14 protein-coding genes are annotated in these 22,217 nt (G+C 68.8%); 7 read left to right on the top strand and 7 right to left on the bottom strand.

Features of this window, described 5'->3' with window-relative positions; genetic code table 11:
- The first annotated feature begins 77 nt into the window (after positions 1-77).
- Both DSP71_RS09875 and DSP71_RS09880 read left to right on the top strand, forming a co-directional pair.
- Positions 78-941, top strand: a complete 864-nt coding sequence (locus DSP71_RS09875) for a carbohydrate ABC transporter permease (protein WP_218867868.1) — start codon at positions 78-80, stop codon at positions 939-941.
- On the top strand, positions 938-1,858 hold the full coding sequence (locus tag DSP71_RS09880) for a carbohydrate ABC transporter permease (RefSeq protein WP_113680996.1): 921 nt from the start codon (positions 938-940) through the stop codon (positions 1,856-1,858). The genes DSP71_RS09875 and DSP71_RS09880 overlap by 4 nt, the downstream gene beginning before the upstream one ends.
- 406 nt (positions 1,859-2,264) lie before the next feature.
- Here the strand turns inward: DSP71_RS09880 and DSP71_RS09885 are convergent, their stop codons facing one another.
- The gene (locus DSP71_RS09885) at positions 2,265-7,454 is read right to left on the bottom strand and encodes an endo-alpha-N-acetylgalactosaminidase family protein (protein ID WP_113680997.1); all 5,190 of its coding nucleotides are present in this window, start codon (positions 7,452-7,454) and stop codon (positions 2,265-2,267) included.
- A 265-nt stretch (positions 7,455-7,719) separates the two neighbouring features.
- Complete coding sequence (locus DSP71_RS09890; RefSeq protein ID WP_113680998.1) at positions 7,720-9,540, bottom strand: beta-galactosidase family protein; 1,821 nt, start codon at positions 9,538-9,540, stop codon at positions 7,720-7,722.
- Positions 9,541-9,634: 94 nt separating this feature from the next.
- On the opposite strand from DSP71_RS09890, the gene DSP71_RS09895 reads away from it, so the two are divergent.
- A complete protein-coding gene (locus DSP71_RS09895; RefSeq protein ID WP_113680999.1) occupies positions 9,635-10,669 on the top strand; it encodes a LacI family DNA-binding transcriptional regulator in 1,035 nt (344 codons plus the stop codon).
- Between the two features lie 9 nt (positions 10,670-10,678).
- Here DSP71_RS09895 and DSP71_RS09900 read toward each other — a convergent pair whose 3' ends face one another.
- From DSP71_RS09900 to purM, 3 genes are read right to left on the bottom strand one after another with little or no spacing between them, the layout of a single operon-like run.
- Positions 10,679-11,995 (bottom strand): CynX/NimT family MFS transporter, encoded by a 1,317-nt coding sequence (locus tag DSP71_RS09900; protein ID WP_113681000.1) that lies wholly within the window; start codon positions 11,993-11,995, stop codon positions 10,679-10,681.
- Positions 11,992-13,464, bottom strand: coding sequence for an amidophosphoribosyltransferase (purF, locus tag DSP71_RS09905; RefSeq protein WP_046746860.1), 1,473 nt, complete (start codon positions 13,462-13,464; stop codon positions 11,992-11,994). The genes DSP71_RS09900 and purF overlap by 4 nt, the downstream gene beginning before the upstream one ends.
- A gap of 6 nt (positions 13,465-13,470) precedes the next feature.
- A complete protein-coding gene (purM, locus tag DSP71_RS09910) occupies positions 13,471-14,586 on the bottom strand; it encodes a phosphoribosylformylglycinamidine cyclo-ligase (protein WP_046746859.1) in 1,116 nt (371 codons plus the stop codon).
- A 249-nt stretch (positions 14,587-14,835) separates the two neighbouring features.
- Here purM and DSP71_RS09915 point away from each other — a divergent pair, with 249 nt between their 5' ends.
- From DSP71_RS09915 to DSP71_RS09930, 4 genes are read left to right on the top strand one after another with little or no spacing between them, the layout of a single operon-like run.
- Positions 14,836-16,401, top strand: a complete 1,566-nt coding sequence (locus DSP71_RS09915; protein ID WP_113681001.1) for an amino acid adenylation domain-containing protein — start codon at positions 14,836-14,838, stop codon at positions 16,399-16,401.
- On the top strand, positions 16,398-17,690 hold the full coding sequence (locus DSP71_RS09920; protein WP_113681002.1) for a hypothetical protein: 1,293 nt from the start codon (positions 16,398-16,400) through the stop codon (positions 17,688-17,690). Before DSP71_RS09915 ends, DSP71_RS09920 begins: the two co-directional genes overlap by 4 nt.
- On the top strand, positions 17,687-18,511 hold the full coding sequence (locus DSP71_RS09925) for an enoyl-CoA hydratase/isomerase family protein (protein WP_113681003.1): 825 nt from the start codon (positions 17,687-17,689) through the stop codon (positions 18,509-18,511). Before DSP71_RS09920 ends, DSP71_RS09925 begins: the two co-directional genes overlap by 4 nt.
- Before the next feature lie 44 nt (positions 18,512-18,555).
- Positions 18,556-19,161, top strand: coding sequence for a zinc-binding alcohol dehydrogenase (locus DSP71_RS09930; RefSeq protein ID WP_113681004.1), 606 nt, complete (start codon positions 18,556-18,558; stop codon positions 19,159-19,161).
- A 3-nt stretch (positions 19,162-19,164) separates the two neighbouring features.
- On the opposite strand, the gene DSP71_RS09935 is transcribed toward DSP71_RS09930, so the two are convergent.
- Together DSP71_RS09935 and DSP71_RS09940 are read right to left on the bottom strand one after the other, a co-directional pair.
- Positions 19,165-19,479: a hypothetical protein gene (locus DSP71_RS09935; RefSeq protein ID WP_058631637.1), complete on the bottom strand. Its 315-nt coding sequence runs from the start codon at positions 19,477-19,479 to the stop codon at positions 19,165-19,167.
- Between the two features lie 105 nt (positions 19,480-19,584).
- On the bottom strand, positions 19,585-22,217 hold a 2,633-nt coding region (locus DSP71_RS09940; RefSeq protein ID WP_181800713.1), incomplete at its 5' end, for an HtaA domain-containing protein.

Here is a 22,217-nt window from a genome sequence, read left to right on the forward strand (position 1 = left end):
AAGCTCCGCCGCGCAGCCCCACGGATCCGGCCCGCAGACGCCGGTTCGGAACCCGGAGGGAAGGCCTCACGGGCTGGCTGTTCATGACGCCGTTCGCGGTGCTGTTCGTACTGGTCTTCCTGGTCCCGATCATCGTGTCGATCCGGTCGTCGTTCTTCGCACAGGTTCCCGCGGGTGACGGACTCTACGGCGGCGGTGAGCTCGTCGACACGTTCGTCGGTCTGGAGAACTTCATCACCGCCGCGACCAACGGGGCGTTCTGGACCGGCATGGGTCGCGTGGTGCTCTATGCCGCGCTGCAGATCCCGGTGATGATCCTCGTCGCCCTCGGACTCGCCCTGCTGCTTGACTCGTTCATCGTGCGCCGTCCCACCCTCTTCCGGCTCTCCTTCTTCCTCCCCTACGCGGTTCCCGGCATCATCGCGGCGATGATGTGGCTGTACCTCTACACCCCGGAGGTCTCACCCTTCCTGCCGTTCCTCCCCGAGGGCACCGACTTCATGGCGCCGGGAACGATCCTGCTCTCGATGGCGAACATGACGACCTGGACCTACACGGGGTACAACATGCTCATCTTCCTGTCAGCACTGCAGGCCGTCCCCCGTGACCTGTACGAGGCCGCGCGCCTCGACGGCGCGTCCGGCTTCCAGATCTCGATGCGCATCAAGGTGCCGCTCGTGCGGGGAGCCGCGCTGCTCGCCGTGCTGCTGTCGATCATCGGCACCATCCAGCTGTTCAACGAGCCGGTCGTGCTGCAGGCCGCGAACTCGTGGATGGGCAAGGACTTCACGCCCATGATGCTCACCTACAACACGATGATGGGCGAGATCTCGCCGTCCGGCAGCGGCCCCGCATCGGCATACTCCCTGCTCATGGCTCTGATCGCGGGTGTGCTCGCGATCGTGTACGCGCTGCTGCAGCGCCGGAAGGGCGACGCATGACCACCACGCGCCTCATCACCACAGGAGCTTCCCCGCGCCGACGGCCCCGCAGATCGCGCGACGTGGACGCCCCGCCACCCTCGATCGCCCCCACACCGGCCGCTCGGGCGTTCGGCATCGTCGCGCTCGTCGTGGCCACGCTGTACTTCCTCGTGCCCGTGTACTGGCTGATCGTCGCGTCGACAAAGAACAACACCGACCTCACGTCGACCTTCGGCTTCTGGTTCGCCGACTGGAACCTCGGCACGAACTACGACAGCCTCATGAACTGGACACAGGGGCTTTTCTGGCGGTGGGTCGGCAACTCGATGCTGTACTCCGTGAGCGCGGGCGTCATCGGCACCCTGTTCGCGGTGATGGCCGGTTACGCGATCGCGAAGTTCGCCTTCCCCGGCAAGCGCATCGCGGTGGGTGTCATCATGGCGGGGCTCCTGCTCCCGGTCGCACTGCTGACCGTTCCGCTGTACATCGAGTTCCAGGCGCTCGGACTCACCAACACCGTCTGGGCGATCATCATCCCGTCTGCGGTGTCGCCCTTCGGCGTCTTCCTCGGCATGGTCTACGCCCAGTCGTCGGTGCCGACCGAACTGCTGGAAGCCGCCCGCATCGACGGTGCCGGCGAGGCGCGCATCTTCTTCACGATCGTGATGCGGCTTCTGGGTCCGGCGATGGTGACGATCTTCCTGTTCATCTTCGTGGCCACCTGGAACAACTTCCTGCTGCCGCTCATGATGATCTCGAGTCAGGATCTGAAGCCTGTGACCCTCGGGCTCTACGGGATGGTGAGCTACTTCGCCCCGGACAAGGGAGCCGTCATGCTCGGCGCCCTGCTCGGAGTCATCCCGCTCGTGCTGTTGTTCTTCGCCCTGCAGAAGTACTGGCGCTCCGGCCTCGCCGCCGGCGCTGTGAAGGGCTGATCCGGTCCCCACCCGTCGGCCCCCGCACGGCACCCCGTCCGCCCTCGGCACTGCGCCGAGGGCGGACTTCTGCGTGTGGGGAGGTGATTGCGCCCGTGATCTTCCTCCCGACGGGGAGAAGTCCTTCCGTAAGGGTGGGCCTGAGGAGGGCCCGAGGAGGGTGGGCATGGCCCGGCCCGCCGCAGGCCCCTTGCATGTGCTGTCCTCGTGGGGAGGAGAGCTCTTCAACCGGCGGCAACTGCGGGAGGAGACCACCGCCCAACGAGGAGAACTCCTCCCGACACGGAGAGCTCCTCTCGACGAGGCGAACTCCTCCCGACACGGAGAGCGGGCCGGCACCGTGACACACGGAAAGAGGCGGTCCGGGAGGGATGCTCCCGGACCGCCTCTGCTCATCACGCGAAGGTCAGCTGTGGCGGCGCCTCCGCAGCCACAGGGTCAGGCCGAGGCCCATCGCGAGCAGGGCCGCGAGCGCCGCCCCGGACCAGATCGCGCCGTCGGCACCGGTCGTCGCGAGGTTTCCGCCGCTTCCACCGCTGCCTATCGCAGCCGTGACGGCGAGGTCGCCCCGAGCCAGCTCGACACCCTGAGCATCGGTCGCGACGAGTGCGTGCGCGCCAGCCGGTGTCGACGCCGGGATCGTGACGGTCGCGACCGCGTCGCCTTCTGCTGACACGGTCACCTCGCCGATCCGCACGGGCTCGGAGTGCAGCCACAGCTGCACCAGCGCATCGGCCTCGAAACCGCTCAACTGCACGGTCACGCTCGCTCCGGCGACAACCGAACCGATGGAGGCCGTGACGGTCGCCTTCTTCCCCGGCTTCGCCTTCTTGACCTTCAACGGTGCGCTCGCGAGTTCGGCGCCTGCCGCATCCCGCACGATGACCCGGTGCTTCCCGACCTCGGTGTTCGTCGGGATCAGCAGCCGCGTCGTCAACGCACCCTCCGCATCGACCGTGGCCTCCGTCAGTCCGGAGCCGTCGAGCCAGACCGAGACCGTCGACCGCGGCGCGAAGCCCGTGAGCGCCATGCCCACCGTCTCGCCGGCGCGCACCGTGTCGCTGTCGAGCCCGAGCTTCGGGTCGATCACCGGGTTGCACGCACTCAGGTCATCCGCAGGACGGGTCGCCGGGGCGTGGCCGGCCCGCGGTGCAGAGGATCCGTAGACGGCCATCTCGGCGACTGCGGCGAACTGTGTTCCCGAGATCGAAGAGAGCGCCGTCACGCGGATGTAGCGAGCCGTGGTCTCCGCGAAGTCCACGTCCTGCCACTCGGCGACGTTCTTCCACTCCCCCGAGGCGACGGGTGTGTACGCCTGTCCGTCCGTCGACACCGCGACCTCGTATCCCTTGATGGGTCCGTTCTGGTTGGCACCGCGACGCAGGTACGAGATGCCGTCGACCTGCTCGGCAGCACCGAGGTCGAACGTCAGCACGTGCGGGTACGAGGTGGCCGCCGAACTCCACCGACTGTGCCAGAACGTGCCGGCGTTGCCGTCGAGCATGTTCGCGGCAGCGCCGTCTTCGCCCGAGGTCTCCTCCGAGCTCGCCGTCGCGGAGATCTGCGCGTTGGGGATGCGTGCCCGCGAGGACACCGACACCTCCTGGGTCGTGCTGACCGTACGCACATCGCAGTCGGCGAGATACGTCGCCGCTATCCCGATGCCGACCGTCGTACCCGCCGCCTCTGCCGGCGCGGTGACCAGCCAGGTGGTCTCCACACTGTCGCCGGCCGCGACCTCGTCGAACAGGTTCGACGAACCGTCGGCGACCTCGACCACATAGCCCTCCGGAACCTCGAGCTGCACGCCGATGTTCTCCACGGCGATCGACTCGCTGTTGGTGAAGGTGGTCGTGAACGCGGTCTGTGCCCCGGGGCTCAGGACGCCCGCTTCGCCCGAGACGGTCGCGCAGGGCGTGCCGCCGGCCGTGGGGCCGAGGTCGGTGACGGTGAAGTCGTCCAAGACGAAGTCCACGTCCGGTCCGCCCACGCGCTCGAGTCCCACCCAGGTGTAGTCGCCGCAGCCGACGATCACGTCCTGCGAGAACGGCGTCGTCTCCAACGCCTGCGTGATGCCGGTGCGGCTGAGCGTGGTCGAGGTGACCTTGCCACCCGCCACCGCATCGGTGCCGGTGAGCCAGCGGTACGCCCCGCTCGCGCCGGCCTGATAGTCGAAGCCGATGCGGTACGAGTGCCCGGCCTGCAGCGGCACGAGCGTCGGATCCGTGCGGTAGACGACCCCGCTGTTCTCGGAGTGCGACATGAGCGAGTGGTCGCCGTTGAGCGTCGTGTCGACGGCCAGACCGGCGAGGGGCCCCGCATCGAACGGCTTGGCGGTGTTGCGCCACTCGCTGCTCGCGTACGGGTCATGCCGGCGCGAGATGCTGGTGCGCGGGTCGTCGATCCCGTTGGCGTCGCCCTTCACGAACGGTCCCCAACCCGCCTCGTTGCCCTCGAAGTCGTTCGAGTACACCGTGCCGGGTGCGAACGGGCCGGTGGTGTCGGCAGTGACGCGGGCATTGTCGATGCGCACCTTCGCGTCGCCGGCGACGGCACCGATCGAGACCCTCACCTCACCGGACGCCGGAGCGAGGAACGACGTCGAGCCGCGCTGGTAGTACTGGCCCGCCTTGGAGTCGGCGCGCATGTAGTTGTACGTCGGCGAGAGGTTCCACGTGCGCGTCACCGCCCCGGAGCCGGTGTCGACCGAGACGCTCACGTCACGGGTCGCGGTCGGATCGATCTGCACCTGAGCCGAGAACGCGTACCGCTGGCCGGGGGTGAGCCCGGTCACGGTCTGCGAGATCGACGAGGCAGCGGGGCCGAACACGGCGATGTTGTCGCCGCGGGACTCGTTCTTCGCACCGCCGAGGTCGGTGCGCTTGATCGTCACATCGCCCTGCGGGTTCCACACATCGAGCGAACCGGAGTTGAACCCCGGGTCGTCGAGACCGGCATCGCGGTACTCGACCGCCGCGCGCTGTGCGCCGCCCTGCGGCACCACGACGTAGGCCGCGCCCTTGTCACCGCTGAGCGTCAGCTCACCGCCGTTCGCGGTGGCCGTACCGACCTTGACGCGGCCCTGGTCACCGAGTTCGAAGACATCGAAGGTGGTGTTGCCCCGGAACGCGTCCGTGAGACCGAAGGTCTTCTCGCCGCCGGATGCGGAGTAGAAGTACATCTTGTCGGCATCGACGGGCGAGCCGGCGTCCTGGTTCGACGCCAGCGACTGCCACGGAAGCAGGTAGGAGTCGCCGCGCAGCACCGTCGCGCCGTCCATGGTGACGACCCTGGTGCTGCCGTCCATCCGCACGGCCACATCATCGGTCAGAGTCGCCTCCGCACCGGCCTCGTAGGTCAACAGGTCGAAGTGCTGCAGGAACTTGGTCGGCAGGCTCTGCGTCCAGATGTTGTCGATGAAACCGTCCCAGTTGCGGTTGCCGACCCATCCCTCGGCGTCGACCAGACGCTGCTGGCCGAGCAGGGCGTCGTTGTTCCAGACGTCGGCCTGCCCGTTCTGGATGAAGCGCACCATCGTGGAGTTGATGCCCTTGTTGGTCACGCCCCCGTAGCTGAGGTCGTTCGGCCAGTGCGACCAGACCGTGCTGTCGACGAACTTGTCGCCCCACTCCGTCGCGACCTCGAGGTCCATGCCGTTCAGCTCGTCCGCGAGCTCCTCGGCGACCCACCCGTTGGAGTAGTACACGTCGATGTAGACGCCGCTGAGGCCGGGGACCTCGTCGCGCAGCTGCTGGAAGCGGTCGAGCACGCGCCCCGTGCCGAGGTCGGCCTGCTGGTTGATGTAGTACGACTGGTCGAGCCAGTTCCAGCCCGGCTTGTAGGGCGCCGCTCCGTCGATGATCGCGGAGTCGAACGCGTTCGCCTGCGGATACATCTCCGTGGCGTTGACGTGCACGCTCATGTCGGCGTTGAGCTTCGCCCCCTCGTCGACGAGGTTGTTCAGGTCGGTCAGCCCACCCGCGCGCTCGTTGTAGTTCCCGCCGTAGTCGGTGTTCGCGGAGTCATGGCCTTCGCTGCCGTAGCCCTTGTTGAGCACCCACTGTCCGAGGCCGTCGGTCTGGTTCGCGATGCGCTTGGTGTTGTCGAGGGTGAGGTCGAAGTAGTTCGTCGCGCTCGAAGCAAAGTTGAACGGAATCCTGCTGACGACGCGCTCTGCGACCCGGTCGGCGCCGAGACGCGGGGTGTCGACCTCGCGGTAGCGGATCGCCGCGTCCTGCCAGTCGACCGCCGCGTCACCGTTGCGGTCGGCGGCGAGGAGCACCGTGACCTTCGGCAGCGCGTAGGTGGTCACGCGGCTATCGACGGCGGTGGTCGGGTGGATCAGCCAGGCGCTGGATCCGATCTCAGCGGTGCGTCCCGCCGACTCGGTCACGCGCGTGGTCAGGCGCGTGTTCCAGGAGGCTGTGCCACCGGATGCCTGCGTCGTCGCGTTGGTGATGACACTGCCGACGAGCGCACCGTTGCCCAGGAAGGCGAAGGCCGCCCCCTTCTGGCCGGTGGCCGTCGAGGCATTGACCGCGATGTGCTCGTCGGCGTTCTTCGTGCTGTCGGGGCTGATCACGGTGCGGTCGAGCGCTGCACCGGCATCCGCGGCGCTCACGGAGAGGAACGCGTTGTCCGGGAGTCCGAGCGTGGTCACGGTGGCCCCGCCTTCGACAGCGGTGACCTCGAACCCGACGGTCCCGTCCTTCGCGACGCGGATGCTGCTGCGCACGGTCACGTCGATGCCGGTGAGCGTCGACACGTAGTCGACCCCGGTTGCCGAGGATGTCGAGGTGGTCGTCGACGGATAGGTGGTGCCGTTCACCGACCAGGTCTTCGCGGAGCTGCGCTGGCCGGCGATGCTCTCCCCGCCCACCCGGTATCCGGTGATGCGGGGGAACTCGGTCGACACGATGGCTGTCGTACCGCCGGCGGCGATCTCGACGGTCTCGTCGGTGTCGGGCGTCTCCGGTTCGGTGACGATCGGAGGCAGCGGCTCGTCGGAGAGGACCTCGATCTCACCCGCGCCTCCCCCGGTGGTGCCCTGCGCGTCGATCACGAGCAACGCCACGTAGCGGCCGTCCTTGGCGGAGTCCAGGGTGATGCGCTGCTTCTCGTCGTTCGCCGTCGGTGCGTGCAGCGTCGCCGTTGCCGAGGCCGCTCCCCATCCGCCGTCGGCCGGAGAGTTGCGCGCGACATCCGCGTCATCGGTCACATAGACCTCCACCGTCTTGGCGGCGACGCCCTGACCCTTCTTGACCGAGTAGTCGAGGGCCTTCACCGAGAGCGAGCGCTGCAGGTCGACGACGATCCAGTGCGGGAACGGGGCGTTCGCGGAGTACCGCGATGTCCACTGCGTCGCGAAGTCGCCGTCGAACGCCCCCAGCGCGGTGCCGTCGAGCGACGGCGGCGCCGGATAGGGGTCCGACTCGCTCGAGACCGCGTGCAGGCGGTAGTCGGTCTTGGGCACCGGAACGAGGTCGGCGGCCTGCGCGGCCGTCGCCGGGGTGAGCACACCGCCGATTGCGAGCGCGGTCGCCAGCACGGAGCTGAGAGCGACGGCGGCGCGGGGCGGTCGGGAAGGTTTCGACACGTCTTGCCTCTCGATCGGAGCGACGTCGGGAGGAGGGACGCCCCGGTGCGCCGCAAGTGGTCATCGACGATCCACATCGATGTTTGCGCTATCACTGTAAGCGCACGTGGTCGCCTATATCAAGGCTTTTCGCCAGGCGAGCGCAAACATGCGTCGAAGTGCTGCGGCAGCGAAACCCATTCTCCGCGCCGAGACCCACCCTCACAGCCGCCTGAGACGATGGGTCTCGGCGCGGAGGATGGGTCTCGGAGCAGCAGCAGAGCGGTCAGGAGCCGATGAACTCCTCGGTCTCGCCGAAGGAGGGCTGCTCGCGGATCTCGACCGTCGCGCCGAGTCCGTCGGTGTCGAGCACCACGATCTCGTTGCGGCCCGTCCGCCACAGCGGCGCCGGTGCGTACAGCGTCTCCTGCGGTCCGATCTTCCAGTACCGGCCGAGGAGGAATCCGTTCAACCAGACCATGCCCTTCGAGCCGTCGGGAAAGGCGAGCCAGGCGTCGAGCGGTTCGGCGATATCGAACGAGGCCACGGCGACCCCGTCGGCGGCGGGGCCGGCGGAAGGGGAGGTCGCCGCAGGAGCGTCGTGCGGGATCAGTCGATGCGTCCACCCGTTGACCAGTCGGCGACCGATCATCACGCCACGCATGATGCCCTTGCCCTCGCCGGTGTAGGGGCCGTAGTTGATGCGACCCAGGCTCTCGACGACGATCACGAGCCGGCCGACGCCACCTTCGCGCGGCAGGGGCAGAGACGTCTCGCCATCACGCTCGAGCACGCCGAGCCGAGCGCCGTCGAGGAACACCACTGCCCGGTCGTGCAGTCCGTCGACAGTGAGCGTCGCATCGGCGGGGAAGGATACGTCGGCCTCGTAGGCGACGAGCCCGTCTTCGGCGCCGAGCTCTTCGAAGGTGCGTGGTCGCGGCGAGACCTCGCCTGACGCGGGAAGCGAGGAGACCAGCTCGCTCAGGGAGGAGCGACGGTCGAGCGCTGCGGTAGCCGCACCCTGCCGCCGCGGCGCCGCGGGCACAGGCGGAAGAGCAGCTGCATGGAACGGCGCGAACATCGCTCGGAGCGCATGGAACTTCTCGTTGAGGGTGCCGTCTTCGCCGATCGGCGCATCCGAGTCATAGCTGGTGACGGTCGGCTGCAGCACCTGATCGTGATTCGCCCCGTTCCAGAAACCGAAGTTGGTGCCGCCGTGCGCCATGTAGAGGCTCACGGATCCGCCCGCACGCAGCAGCTCCTCGATGGTGCCGCCGGCACTCGCGGCCGAACGCACGTGGTGCCGCTCCCCCCAGTGGTCGAACCAGCCGCCCCACAGCTCGCTGCACATGAGCGCGTCGCCTTCACGCCGCAACTCCACGGCCCTCGCGACACCGGTGCCGAAAGTGAATGTCGCCATGGCCCCAGGCACACTGCCGTGCTCGATCATGTCGCTCGTGATGCCGTCGGCGGTCGTGAGCATCTCGACCATCCCGCGGCGGCGCAGTCCGTCACGCAGATGCGCGAGGTAGGCGGGATCGCTGCCGAACGACCCGTACTCGTTCTCGACCTGAATCGCGACGATGGGTCCGCCGTGGGCAGCCTGCAGCGGGACGAGGCGGGGGATCAGCTCGTCGTACCAGGCGTCGACGGCCGCGAGGAAGTCGGCATCGCTCGTGCGCAGAGCAGCCACGCGGCCGGACAGCCAGAACGGGATGCCGCCGTTGGACCATTCCGCGCAGATGTAGGGGCTCGGCCGCAGGAAGACATCCAGGCCCACCTCTCCGGCGAGGCGGATGAAACGCTCGATGTCGCGCCAGCCGTCGAAGCGCACATCGCCCTCGACGCGTTCGTGGAAGTTCCACGCGACATACGTGTCGACCGTGTTCGCGCCCATCGCGGCGAGGCGGCGGAGGCGGTCCTCCCACTGGTCGGGATGCACCCGGAAGTAGTGGATCGAACCGGCGATGATGCGGTGCGCGACGCCGTCGCGAAGGATCTCCCCGTCGCGCCAGGACAGGGCGGGAGCGCCGATCGGCGGCACGGCGGCCCGAGTGTCGACGGCAACGGACGCGGCGTCGACAGCCGAGGCGAGAAGGTCAGGCATAGCGCTCCAAGTACGAGTGTTTGCGTTCACATTATCGCATCACGATACTCCGCGCCTCCTGGATTCACGCCGATTGATCGCTACCATTGAGCACATGTCACCTCGTCGCCCGAGAGACGACCGCGCCCCCAGCCAGGTCGATGTCGCCCAGCTTGCCGGTGTCTCCACACAGACCGTCTCCCGCGTCATGTCGGGGCAGGACAACGTGCGCCCCGACACCGCCAGGCGCGTGCTGGCAGCGGTCGAGGAACTCGGCTACCGGGTGCACGCCGCTGCCGCCTCGCTGGCGTCCGGTCGCACACGCGTGCTGGGTGTGATCGTCGTCTCCACCGACCGCTACTCGTCGGCAGCGCTCGGCGTCGGCATCCAACAGGCGGCGGCGGCGAACGGATACACGGTCTCGACCGCAGCCGTCGCCGATCACGCGTCGGCCGAGGCCTTCCTCGAAGCCTTCGACCGACTCGAGCGCCAGGGAGCCGAGGGCATCATCCTCGGAGTGCCGCTCGAACTCGAGAGCCCGGCCATGAGGGCGCGCACCGAGCGCACGCCCGCGACCCGCAGCGAGCGCACCTCTCTCGAAGAGGATGCACCGCTCGCCGTCGATCAGCGCGCGATCGCCCGCCTCGCCGTCGAGCATCTCCTCGACCTCGGCCACAAGACCGTGTGGCACGTGTCGGGCGACGACTACTGGACCGAGACGCAGCAGCGCAGCGAGGCGTGGGAGCAGACGCTCCGCGACCGCGGGATCGTGCCCCCGCCACTGATCCCCGCCGACTGGACACCCGAGTCGGGCTACCGCGCCGGTCGCACGATCGCCGCCATCCCCGAGGCCACGGCCGTGTTCGTCAGCAGCGACGAGATGGCGTTCGGCCTGATCCGCGCGCTGCATGAGGCCGGACGCAGCGTTCCCGACGACGTCTCGGTGGTGAGCGTCGACGACATCGCCCTCGCCGCCTACGCCTCCCCGGCACTCACCACCGTCCGCCAGCCCTTCGAGGCCATGGGTCGCGCGGCGGCGCTCCGGGTGATCGCGCAGATCGAGGGCCATGAGGCGGTGGGCGAGATGCCCTCCACCGATCCTCAGCTCATCGTGCGTTCATCGACGGCCCCGCCGCGGTCGGTGAGCTGATCGAGCGCATCACCAGCGCCCGTGCCGGCGCTCCCACTCGTCCTCGACCGTGCGCCGACGACCTGCGACGATGCCCGCGGGGATGGAGGCCACGAGCACTCCCGCGACGACCAGCAGCGGAACCTGCCAGCCCGCGGTGGTCTCGTGGAGGAGCCCGACGAGCAGCGGGAAGGTCGCCGCGATCCCGTAGCCGATGCTCTGCACGAAACCGCTCAGCGCCACTGCGCTCTCCGGAGTGCGGGCGCGGATGCTCAGCAGCACGAGACTGAGCGGGAACATGATGGCCGTGAGGCCGAAGATCGCCACCCAGAGCGGCAGAGCGACGGTCGGGAAGAGCAGCAGTCCGAGAAGGCCGACCAGTCCCGCCGCCACTGCCACGAAGAACAGGGGCCTGGTGGCCTGGAAACGCACCACGAGCACGGGGACGAGCATCGAACACGGCAGACCCACCAGAGCGAACAGCGACAGCAGGAACCCTGCCGTGGCCGGGGTGACGCCGCCGATGTCGGCGAGCATGGTGGGCAGCCACGCGAAAGCGACGTACGCCATGGTGGACGAGGTGCCGAACACGAGAGCGAGCGACCAGGCCAGCGGCAGCCGCCACAGCCGCCCGAACGCCTTCGGGTTGGCGGACTGGGTCGTGATGGGTCCGGTGGATGCGGCCACCGCGTCGCGGACGTCGTCCACGCCGTCGGTCGGATCCGGGACAAGCAGCTCCGTGCTCATCGCGCGGTCGTCGGGCTCGGAGTGTGAACGCACCAGCAGCGTGATCCAGGGAACCAGAGCGAGAGCGGCCACCACACCCCACATGCCGAGCGACACCCGCCAGCCGAGACTGTCGGCGACGGGAACCGCGACCAGAGGTGGCAGGAACGTCGAGACGGCGAGCGTGGTCGAGTAGGCCGTCATCATGACGCCGAGACGGTCCGCGAAGTACTTCTTGACCAACGGCGGCAGCAGCACGTTGCCGGAACCGACACCCGCGAACACGAGAGCGGTGGCCGCGAGCAGGCTCGTCGAGTCCTGCGCGACGCCGCGCAGGAGCATGCCGGCCGCCATCAGCGTGATCGCGGCGACGGCCATCCGCTCCAGACCGAACCGCCGCTCGAACAGGGGCGTGAGCAGACCGAAGATCGCGAAGCACACCGGAGGCGCGGCACCGATCAGACCGATCACGACGGGCGAGACCGGGAAGTCCGCGGCGACGTGATCGATGACCGGCGACAGGGAGGCGACCGCGGAACGCAGCGAGAACGCCACCAGGACGATCCCCACGAGTGCGAGAGCCCGACCCTGCCACAGCGGTCGTGCGCTCGGCATCGTCATGAAGTCTGCGACCCCTCCACCCAGGCGAGATACTCGTCGGAGACCGTGCCGGTCACATATCGGCCGTCGAAGCAGCTCATGTCGAGATCCGTGAGCACGGAACCCTCGGTGATCGCGGCCTTGAGGTCTTCGACCTCCTGATACACGAGATGGTCGCAGCCGAGCTCGTCGGCGATCTCGGGGATCGTGCGTCCGTGGGCGATGAGCTCGTGACGGGACGGCATGTTGATCCCGTAGACGTGCGGGTGCCGCACGGGCGGTGCTGCCGACGCGAAGGTGACGGAGGCGGCTCCGGCATCCCGCGCCATCTGGATGATCTCCTTGGAGGTCGTTCCCCGCACGATCGAGTCGTCGATGAGGAGCACGTTCTTGCCCTGGAACTCGGTCGACATCGCGTTGAGCTTCTGGCGGACGCTCTTCTTGCGCACCGCCTGCCCCGGCATGATGAAGGTGCGGCCGACGTAGCGGTTCTTGTAGAAGCCCTCGCGGTACTCGATGCCGAGCTTGCGGGCGACCTCCATCGCGGCGGGGCGCGAGGAGTCGGGGATCGGCATGACCACGTCGATCTTGTCCATCGGCACATGCTTGGCGATCGTGTCGGCGAGCTTGTCGCCCATGCGCAGACGCGACTCGTAGACGGAGATGCCGTTCATGACGGAGTCGGGGCGGGCGAGGTAGACGTACTCGAACGCGCAGGGCGCGAGCGTCGCGGCGGTGGCGCACTGCTGGGAGAACAGCTCGCCGTCGTTGGTGATGAAGACGGCCTCACCGGGCTCGACCTCGCGCACGACCTCGTAGTCGCCGTTCTCGAGCACCAGCGACTCGCTCGCGACGACCCACTCGTCCTTGCCCTCGGCCCCTGGGACGGTCGAAGGACGACGGCCCAGGATCAGCGGGCGGATGCCGAAGGGGTCACGGAAGGCGAGCAGACCGTATCCGGCGATCACCGCGATCACCGCATAGGCGCCCTCGATGCGCTCGTGCGTGCGGGCGACGGCCTCGAACACCCGCTCGGGGTCGAGGTCGACGGTCGAGGTGGTGTTCTGCAGCTCACCCGCGAGCACGTTGAGCAGCAGCTCGGTGTCGCTCGAGGAGTTCAGGTGGCGACGGTCGCGCTTGGCCATGTCGGCCGTGAGCTCACGCGTGTTGGTGAGGTTGCCGTTGTGGATGAGGATGATGCCGTACGGCGCGTTCACGTAGAACGGCTGCATCTCCTCCTCGTTCGAGGCCGTGCCCTTGGTGGCATAGCGCACATGACCCAGACCCACGTTGCCGAGCAGGGCGCGCATGTCTCGGGTGCGGAAGGCCTCGCGGACCATGCCCTGTGCCTTGGCGTTGTGCATCACACCGTTCGCCTCGGCGGTCGCGATGCCCGTCGCATCCTGGCCGCGGTGCTGCAGCAGCAGGAGTGCGTCGTAGATGTCCTGATTGACCGGGGCAGAGCCCACCATTCCGACGATGCCGCACATGGGCTCTTACTTCGCTCCGTCCGCATAGGCGCCGACGAGGCGCACTGCTCCACCATCGACGCCCTTGGCGCCCTGTTCGAATTCACCGGCTGGACGCGGGCCGAAGCCCACGGTCCCGACCTGCCACGAGGGCATGCCCTCGGCGTTCAGAGCGGCGATCGCGGCGTCCTTCTTGTCCGCGGCGACCACCGCGAGGAATCCGATGCCGAGGTTCCAGGTGCCCTCGGCAGATTCCAGCGTGGAGCCGGCGATGTCGCTGAGCACACGGAAGACCGGACTCGGCGACCAGCTGCTGCGGTCGACCTCGGCCCAGCTGCCCTGCGGGAGCACGCGGGCGAGGTTCGCCGCGATGCCGCCGCCGGTGACATGGCTGAGCGCGTGGACGCCGCCGGACAGCTGCTCGATCAGGCGCAGCAGCGGAAGCGTGTACAGGCGGGTCGGCTCGAGGAGCGCCTCGCCCCACGTCGTTCCGAAGTCAGCGGCGTTGTCGCCGTAGGAGATGCCGGCACCGGTGATGATGTGCCGCACGAGGGAGTAGCCGTTGGAGTGCAGTCCGCTGGAAGCCACGGCGATGACCGCGTCGCCATCCTGCACGCGGTCGGCGCCCAGGATCGCATCCGCCTCGACCACACCCGTCGCCGCCCCCGCCACGTCGTAGTCGCGCGGTCCGAGCAGACCGGGGTGCTCCGCCGTCTCGCCGCCGACCAGAGCCGTGCCGGTCGCGGAGCATGCCTCGGCGATGCCGCGCACGATGTCGGCGATGCGCTGCGGATAGACCTTGCCGCACGCGATGTAGTCGGTCATGAAGAGAGGCTTCGCGCCCACCACCACGATGTCGTCGACGACCATGCCGACCAGGTCCTGGCCGATCGTGTCGTGCTTGTCGATGGCCTGCGCGATCGCGACCTTCGTGCCGACGCCGTCGGTACTGGTCGCGAGCAGCGGACGACGGAAGTCGCGCAGCGCGCTGGCGTCGAACAGGCCGGCGAATCCGCCGACACCGCCGAGCACTTCGGGGCCGTGCGTCGCGCGTACGGAGGACTTCATCAGCTCGACGGCGAGATCACCTGCAGCGGTATCGACGCCGGCTTCGGAATAGGGGTTGGTGGGGGAGGCAGCCACGCCCCCAGCCTACCGCCCGGAGCAGGCCACTCTCTCCGCGAAGTCCGAGGCGGGACCTTCGGCGGTCCGGACCGGTTCCGGGTCGACATGATGACGCCCGAAGTTACGAGACCCCTCGGTTCCTTACCGTTCTGAAAGAACTCCCCCCCACCCGCCGAGGCGCTCCTTAGCGTTGGCGCTCACGCCCCGATCCGTCGTCGTCCTTCCGGCCACGGGATCCGCATGCGGGGCGGAGGGAAAGGACACTCGATGACCGATTCGATCGCCCCTGCTGCCTCGGCGGCCTCACCCGCGCGTTCGGCCGCGCACGAGGTATCGACCTCGACCGTCACCACCCTTTTCGAAGCGCGAGTCGATCGGCAGCCCGACGAGACGGCGGTGCGGCACCTGTCCGCCGCGATGACCTACGCCGAGCTCGATCGAGCTGCCGAGACACTGTCCGCGCGGCTGCGTTCGCGTGGCGTCGGACGCGGTGACGTGGTGGGCGTGTTCGTGCAGCGTTCGATCCCGATGGTCATCGGCATCCTGGCCGTGCTGAAGACCGGCGCGGCGTATGCCCCCCAGGATGCACGGATCTCCCCACGGATGCTGCTCGGTCGAGTGGCGGCCTCATCGCGCATGCGCATCGCACTCACGACCGAGGAGTTCCTCGACGCCATGCCGGACGCCGTCGACGCCATGGTGATCGACACCGCCCTGATCGACGACACGCAGCTCGACGACACGCAGTTCGACGACACGCAGCTCGACGACGCAGGAGCGGTCATGACGCGCGCATCCGTGGACCGGCGCGCGTCGGACGTCTGCGCCGTGATCTACACCTCAGGCACCACGGGATCGCCCAACGGCGTCCAGGTCACGGACGGCAACCTCGTGAACCTGTTCCGCAATACCCCGGGTGATCTGGGCATCGGACGAGGGACGACGGTCGGCCAGGTGCTCAACATCGCGTTCGACATGGCCATGTGGGAGATCCTCGGAACGCTGGTCAACGGTGGAACTCTGGTGATCCGCGGCTCCGACATCGCCGAGACCGCCGAGCAGGTCGATGTGCTCATCGCGACGCCCAGCATCGTGAGCACCCTCTCGTCCGCACGCTGCCACGCGCGCACCGTCGTCGTCGCCGGCGAGCGCTGCCCACAGGCGCTGGCCGACGAGTGGGCGGCGGAGCATCGCTTCCTGAACTCGTGCGGGCCGACGGAGATCACGATCATCAACACCCTCGTGGAGCATGTTCCCGGCCGAGCACTGTCGATCGGGACCCCCGTTCCCGGCACGACGGTCTATGTGCTCGACGACGAACGGCAACCGGTTCCCGCGGGGGAGATCGGCGAGATGTGGGTCGGCGGCGCCGGCGTCACCCTCGGATACATCGGTGATCCGGAACTGACGGCGCAGCGCTATCTCCCCGATCCCTTCTCTGCCGACGGCGGGCGGATGTTCCGCACCCGCGATGTCGGCCGCTGGACGTCTCGCGGCGAACTCGAGCACCTGAGCCGCACGGACGACCAGGTGAAGGTACGCGGATTCCGCGTCGAACTCGATTCGGTGTCGCGGGCGCTGGAGACGAGCCTGTCCTGCACCACGGCGGTCACCGTGCAGCTCGACGCGCGACGCCTCGGAGCCGTGATCACCCCGGCGAGCGCAGACCCCGAGGCCGCACGGGCCGCCGTCGCCGCGCTGCTTCCGTACTACTGCGTGCCGTCCGACATCATCACCGTCGATCGGATCCCCCTGACGGCACGGGGCAAGGCCGACCGCGCGGCGGTGCTGCGCATGATCGATACGGGCGCACGACCGAGGCGAGTGGCATGACCGGCGTCTCACTCTCCGCTGCGACGCTCGACACACCGCCGGTCCCGGGCCGGTGGTCCCGGCTGCGGCGGTCCCGCCGTCTCAGGCCGTACAACCGTCTCGCGCTGGCGACCGTCCTGCTGAATCTCGTCGTGTGGGCTGCGAATCCGTCTCCGACCGCGGAGCAGGCATTCGTCGTCGCCGGTGTCAACGTGTTCGTGGCGGCGATCGTCCGTCAGCAATATGTGATCAACGCCCTGTTCCGGCTGGCGACGAGCATCCGCTCCACGGCCCCGCTTCGCGTGAGGTGGGGTCTCGGCAAGATCTACAGCTTCGGCGGGGTGCACGTCGGCGCCGCCGTGAGCGCGACCGCCTGGTACGTCGCGTTCTGCGTGCTCACGATCTCCGACGGGCCCTCGCCTCTGTTCGCGATCACCGCGGTCCTGGGCTCGTCGGTCCTCATCGCGATGCTCGTCACCGCCCTGCCGCCCCTGCGTGCGCGATGGCACGACGCCTTCGAGGTCACGCACCGGTTGGGCGGTTGGCTGCTGCTGGTCCTCGTCTGGGCGCAGACGGTCGCGACGCTCGTCGACGCGCAGGCCTCGCTCCTGCAGGTGCTCTCCTCCGCTGGGCTCTGGCTCCTCGTCGCCACGACGGTGAGCGTCGCGCTCCCCTGGATGCGGCTGCGGAGGGTCCCGGTCGACATCTCGACACCGTCGAGCCACGTCGCGATCGCCCGGTTCGACTACGGCGTCACCCCGTTCGCCGGGTCGTCCACGTCGATCAGTCGCAATCCGCTGCTCGAATGGCACTCCTTCGCGAACGTGCCGTCGCCCGGCGAGCCGGGTCTCCGGCTGACGATCTCGCGCGCCGGCGACTGGACGAGCAGATTCATCGACGACAAGCCACGACACGTGTGGGTCAAGGGCATCCCGACCGCCGGCGTCGGCAACATCGACAAGCTGTTCCGGAAGGTGGTCTGGGTGGCCACCGGCAGTGGCATCGGTCCGTGCCTGCCGCATCTGCTCGCCGGCACGGCGCCGGCACACCTGGTCTGGTCTGCACGCGCTCCGCAGAGCACCTACGGGACCGAGCTGGTCGCCGAGATCCGCAGGGCCGTCCCCGATGCCCTCGTCTGGGACACCGCCTCCGACGGCAAGCCCGACCTCCTCGCCCTCGCCCGCCACGCCGTCACCACGACAGGAGCCGAAGCAGTGATCTGCATCTCGAACAGCACCACGACCTGGTCCATCGTCGAAGGACTCGAACAGCAGGGGATCCCCGCCTTCGGCGCGATCTGGGACTCATGAACGGCGATCGGGAGACCATGGAGCACAGCTACGAGACGATCGAGGTCATCACGAAGGGTCCCGTCGCCCACATCCGGCTGCAGCGACCGGAGCGGCGGAACGCGCTGTCCGCCCTCATGCTCACCGAGCTCGGTCGCGCCTTCCACACCCTCGAGCACCTGACGCTGTCCGGCATCGTGCTCAGCGGAGCCGGGTCCGCGTTCTGCGCCGGAGCCGACATCGGCGAGCTGCACGTGGCGCGGGTGTCCGACGACCCGGCCGCAGCAGGACGACGGATCGCCCTGGCAGCGAAGTCGCTCCTGTCGCAGATCGAGGATTCGCCGTGCCCGACGATCGCGTGCGTCGACGGCCCCGCGGTAGGGGGCGGCCTGGAGCTGGCGCTCGCCTGCGACACGATCTACGCGACACCGGATTCTCACTTCGCTCTGCCGGAGCCGACTCTCGGCCTCCTTCCCGGCTTCGGGGGAGTTCGGCGACTCGTCGAGCGGGTGGGGCCAGGACTGGCGGCGGAGATGGTGCTCACCGGTCGGGCCTTGAACGGTGTCGGGGCGCAAGCGCACGGCCTCGCGACCCGTCTCGCGCCGAGGGACGGCGTCCTTCGCGAGGCGGTCGCGGCTCTCTCCTCGGGGCCACGCCGCTCGCGCGCCGCCACCGCGATGGCCCGTCAGGCGCTGCGAGCCGCTGTGCAGGAAGACAGGAGCACGGCCTTTGCGGAGGAGACGCGGTTGTACGGAATCGCCTTCACACATCAGGACAGTGACGAGGGCATCCGGGCATTCCTCGCCAAGCGTCCACCCGAGTTCTCACCCGACGACATATGAACCCGGAGGGCCGCCGCCGTCGACCATCCGCCTACGATGGGGCCATGGCAGACAAGCCGCAGTGGCTCATCCGCGAAGACGCGAGCGTTCCGGTGCTCGTCGCGCTCGCACTGCGGCAACAACTCGGGATCCGGGTTCCCGAAGACCTGCCGAGCCTGCGGGAACTCGCCGTCCGCGCCCCCGATGCCGCCGACGCCTCCCCCGATCTCGAAGCGCAGTGGCGCCATTACTGGGACATGACCGTGGAACCTCGCGCCCACCCCTCGGATGTACCGCTCGAACTCGTCGACGGATTCGACACCCTGGTCGCGCTGCCCGCCCGCGGTGCGGAGGAGCTCATGGCGGCGATCGCGCCCCAGGCGACGTCGGCCCTGCTGTACGCGCGTGCCGCGCACGACAGGTACGTGACCTCGATGAAGAGCCATACGGGCGGCGATGCCTACCGCGCGTATGCCAGCGCGATCGCGGAGTTCGAGCGCGAGGTCGGTCGCCGGGCCCACTCGTTCGAGCTGAACGTGCAGGTGCTGCCGTTCTCGCAGCGCGGTATCTGGTGGATCGGGGCTCTCACGGTCGCCGTGACCGATGGACTGCGCCGCGATGTCGTGGCATTCGACGCCGCGATCCGTCCGGTGATCGCCGAGTTGGCGTAGCGGTCAGTCCTCGTCGACGACGGTCTCGCGGTCGACCCGCACGACCCGGTCATGGCGACGGGCGAGACGCTCCAGGATCAGGCCGACGACGCCCCCCAGGGCGATCCCGATCGGGACCGTCCACAGCAACAGGAAGCCGAACACCTGGCCGGGCGGGTAGACGATGTCGAGGGCCTGAGACTCGTCGAAGCTGCCGGTCCAGGTGAGGATGCCGGCCGCGATCACACCGACCACGACGCCGATGCCCATGAGCACGCCGTACCGCGGCACGCGGCGCACGGTCGCTTCGACGGTCTGGTGCGAGTCGGTGGGGGTCATGTCTCCATTGTCCCACCGACGACGGCCGCCGTGCACCGGTGTCACGAGCGGCAGAACGGCCCTCCCCACGTCTGCTGCGGGGAGGGCCGTTCCGTGTCACCGCGATCAGACCTCGGTGGTCGTCTCGGCGGTCTCCGCCACCCGGTTGCGACGGGCGATCAGCACACCGCCGGTCGCAGCGAGGGCGACCACGACCAGGCCACCGACGATCCACGGCCACACCGGAGCACCCTCGGCGTCGGCGGGCTCTTCCGCGGCAGTCACCACCGCAGTCGCCTCCGAGTCGGATTCCGGCTTCTCCGCCTCGACGCCGCAGTCCGCGCCGACCGGGATGACAGCCGTGACCGGATCGAGCTCCTCCCCCGCGGCGTAGGTGCCGAAGGCTGAGGCCCCGGCCTCGGTCAGCGTCGTGGGGATCGCGTCGAGCGTCAGCGCGCCATCGACCACTGCGGCATCACCGAGGGCGAACTCCGCGAGGCGGACCCCCTTCTGATCGATGCTCTCCCCGCCCTGCGTGGTGCCGGTCACGTCGAAGACGAGGTAGCCCTTGTCTCCCGCGAGTTCGACCGCCGCGTTCGCGAGTGTCGTGTTCAGCGCGCCGTCATGACCCGTGAAGGTGATGCTGCCGCCGAAGGTGATCAGGCCGGCGAGGCTCTCGTCGTCCAGGGATCCCGCCCCGTTCCCCCACACGTAGTCGGGGTACTCATAGGTCACGTCGGTCAGGGTCCAGCCCCCCTTCGCGATGCCCTCGATGTAGGTGCGGAACGACTCCTTGTAGCCCCACTTGAGCGTGGCGCCCTCCACCGTGCAGACGCCGATCGCCGCCGTCGCCCTGTTCAGGGTGAACACCAGACCACGGTTGACGGAGCCCTGGAACGTGAGCGTGTGCTCGCCGTCCTCGAGGGCGGCGGGAAGGGCACCCGACCAGGTCGCGACACCGTTCTCATCGGCCGCCACCGTGTCGAGGAGCACGGGGGTCGAGTACACGACGACCTTGATCCCCTGCTCGTTCGCCCGGAATCCGGATGCGGACACCGTCGCGGGCTGCCCCGCGGCGAGTGCGGCCAGAGCGGCCTCGTCGGCCTCGATTCCCGCGGTCGCCGGCGGAGTCGACGGCAGCGTGACCTTCGGCTTCACGACCGCTGCGGCGACCGTGCCGCTCGATCCGGCTGGCGCTGAGGCGACCGAGCCGATCGTGAAGGTCACCGGGTTCAGTGCCGTGCCGTAGCCCGAGAGCACCCGATCGCGTCCCTCAGCGGTCAGCGCCGCGGGAGCCGCCGTGTAGGTCACCGCGCCGTTGGCAGCGACGCGCGCCGCCCCGGACAAGTCGAGCGTCGCGAACGGCACCTGCGCGCCGCCACTGGTGACGTACAGAGTCGCGGCGTTCGTCGAGGTGATGCGGATCGACGGGTTCGAGACCGTCACGTCCAGCACGCCCTGGTGTCCGGTGAAGCGCACCGATCCGCGGTACACGACGCTGCCGAGACCGGTGTTCACGTCGAAGTCGCCCCCGACGGTCTGGCCGAACTGGAACTGACCGCCGGAACGGGTCGCGCCGTCGGAGACCGCGATGGACCCCTTCGCGATGTTGCCCGTGATGTAGTCGGTGAACGACGAGGAGATGGCCCAGCGGAGGGAGCCGCCCGGAACGCTCGCCGCCGGAGCGGTCGGCGTGACCGGTGTGCCCGGTGTCTCCGGTACTTCAGGGTTCTTAACGTCGAGCAGGGCATCCCACTGCGCCGGCGTGATGGTCACGGTGGAGCGCGCGTAGATCGTGCTCGCATCGGGCGTCGAGTGCTGCTTCCACACGATCACCTCGTACGACTTCGTGCGGTCGAGGTTCTTCGCCGCGGTCGTGAGGTCGACCGCGAAGGCACCGAACGTGACCTTCTGCACATACTGCATCGCGAGGAAACCGCCGTCGGCGCTCACCTCCGCCTCGGTCCCGGCCTCGATCAGTGCGACGTAGGCGCCGGGGATCTCGCCGAGGTTCGTGGCTGCGACGTTGACGGTCAGGCCGTCCTTCGCCGTCGCCGTCTTCACCGTCGTCGTCGTCGTCGGCCCCGCAGGGAACAGCGTGTCCCACTGCGCGCCGGTCACCGTGACGGTGCTCCGCCCGTAGATCGTGCTCGCATCGGGCATCGAGTGCTGCTTCCACACGATGACCTCGTACGACTTCGCGCGGTCGAGCGTGTCGGTGGCTGCGGTCAAGTCGACCGAGAGCGCGCCACCAGAGATGTTCCGCACGTACTGCATGGCCAGGAAGCCGCTGCTGCCGGTGACGTTCGCCTCGGTGCCTTTCTCGATCAGCGCGACGTAGGCGCCGGTGATCGCGCCGAGCTGGGAGGCGGAGGCGGTAACGGTGAGCCCGCCGCTCGCGCTCGCAGATTTCACCGTCGTGGTCACGCCCGACGCGACACCGTAGTTCAGGGCGACACTGCGCTCCTGATCGGCGTTGACCACCCCACCGGCCGCGTACGTGTAGACACCGTAGGAGCCAGGAGTCGCGGACGCATCCTTCAGCGTCAGCGTGGTCTGGAACGTGCCGTCGGCCGCGATGTCGACCCACTGCGCGCGGATCGCGCCCTGGTACTGGGCGGGGACCTGGTTCAGCACGCCCTCGGCGAGAGCCCAGACCTGCGCGCCCACCGAACGGGCCGACGATGCGGCACCGGTCGACGGCTGCCACGTGGAGGCGAAGTTGCCGAAGACCACGTAGGTGCCCTGCGGGAGGTGCT

The sequence above is a fragment of the Microbacterium sp. H6 genome, assembly GCF_003314775.1.
Lineage (GTDB): Bacteria > Actinomycetota > Actinomycetes > Actinomycetales > Microbacteriaceae > Microbacterium > Microbacterium oxydans.

Bases quoted from the DNA above. Each gene is read 5' to 3' on its own strand.
- DSP71_RS09880 (WP_113680996.1), top strand. From the start codon at position 938: ATGACCACCACGCGCCTCATCACCACAGGAGCTTCCCCGCGCCGACGG.
- DSP71_RS09890 (WP_113680998.1), bottom strand. From the start codon at position 9,540: ATGCCTGACCTTCTCGCCTCGGCTGTCGACGCCGCGTCCGTTGCCGTC.
- DSP71_RS09895 (WP_113680999.1), top strand. From the start codon at position 9,635: ATGTCACCTCGTCGCCCGAGAGACGACCGCGCCCCCAGCCAGGTCGAT.
- DSP71_RS09900 (WP_113681000.1), bottom strand. From the start codon at position 11,995: ATGACGATGCCGAGCGCACGACCGCTGTGGCAGGGTCGGGCTCTCGCA.
- purF (WP_046746860.1), bottom strand. From the start codon at position 13,464: ATGTGCGGCATCGTCGGAATGGTGGGCTCTGCCCCGGTCAATCAGGAC.
- DSP71_RS09915 (WP_113681001.1), top strand. From the start codon at position 14,836: ATGACCGATTCGATCGCCCCTGCTGCCTCGGCGGCCTCACCCGCGCGT.
- DSP71_RS09920 (WP_113681002.1), top strand. From the start codon at position 16,398: ATGACCGGCGTCTCACTCTCCGCTGCGACGCTCGACACACCGCCGGTC.
- DSP71_RS09925 (WP_113681003.1), top strand. From the start codon at position 17,687: ATGAACGGCGATCGGGAGACCATGGAGCACAGCTACGAGACGATCGAG.
- DSP71_RS09930 (WP_113681004.1), top strand. From the start codon at position 18,556: ATGGCAGACAAGCCGCAGTGGCTCATCCGCGAAGACGCGAGCGTTCCG.
- DSP71_RS09935 (WP_058631637.1), bottom strand. From the start codon at position 19,479: ATGACCCCCACCGACTCGCACCAGACCGTCGAAGCGACCGTGCGCCGC.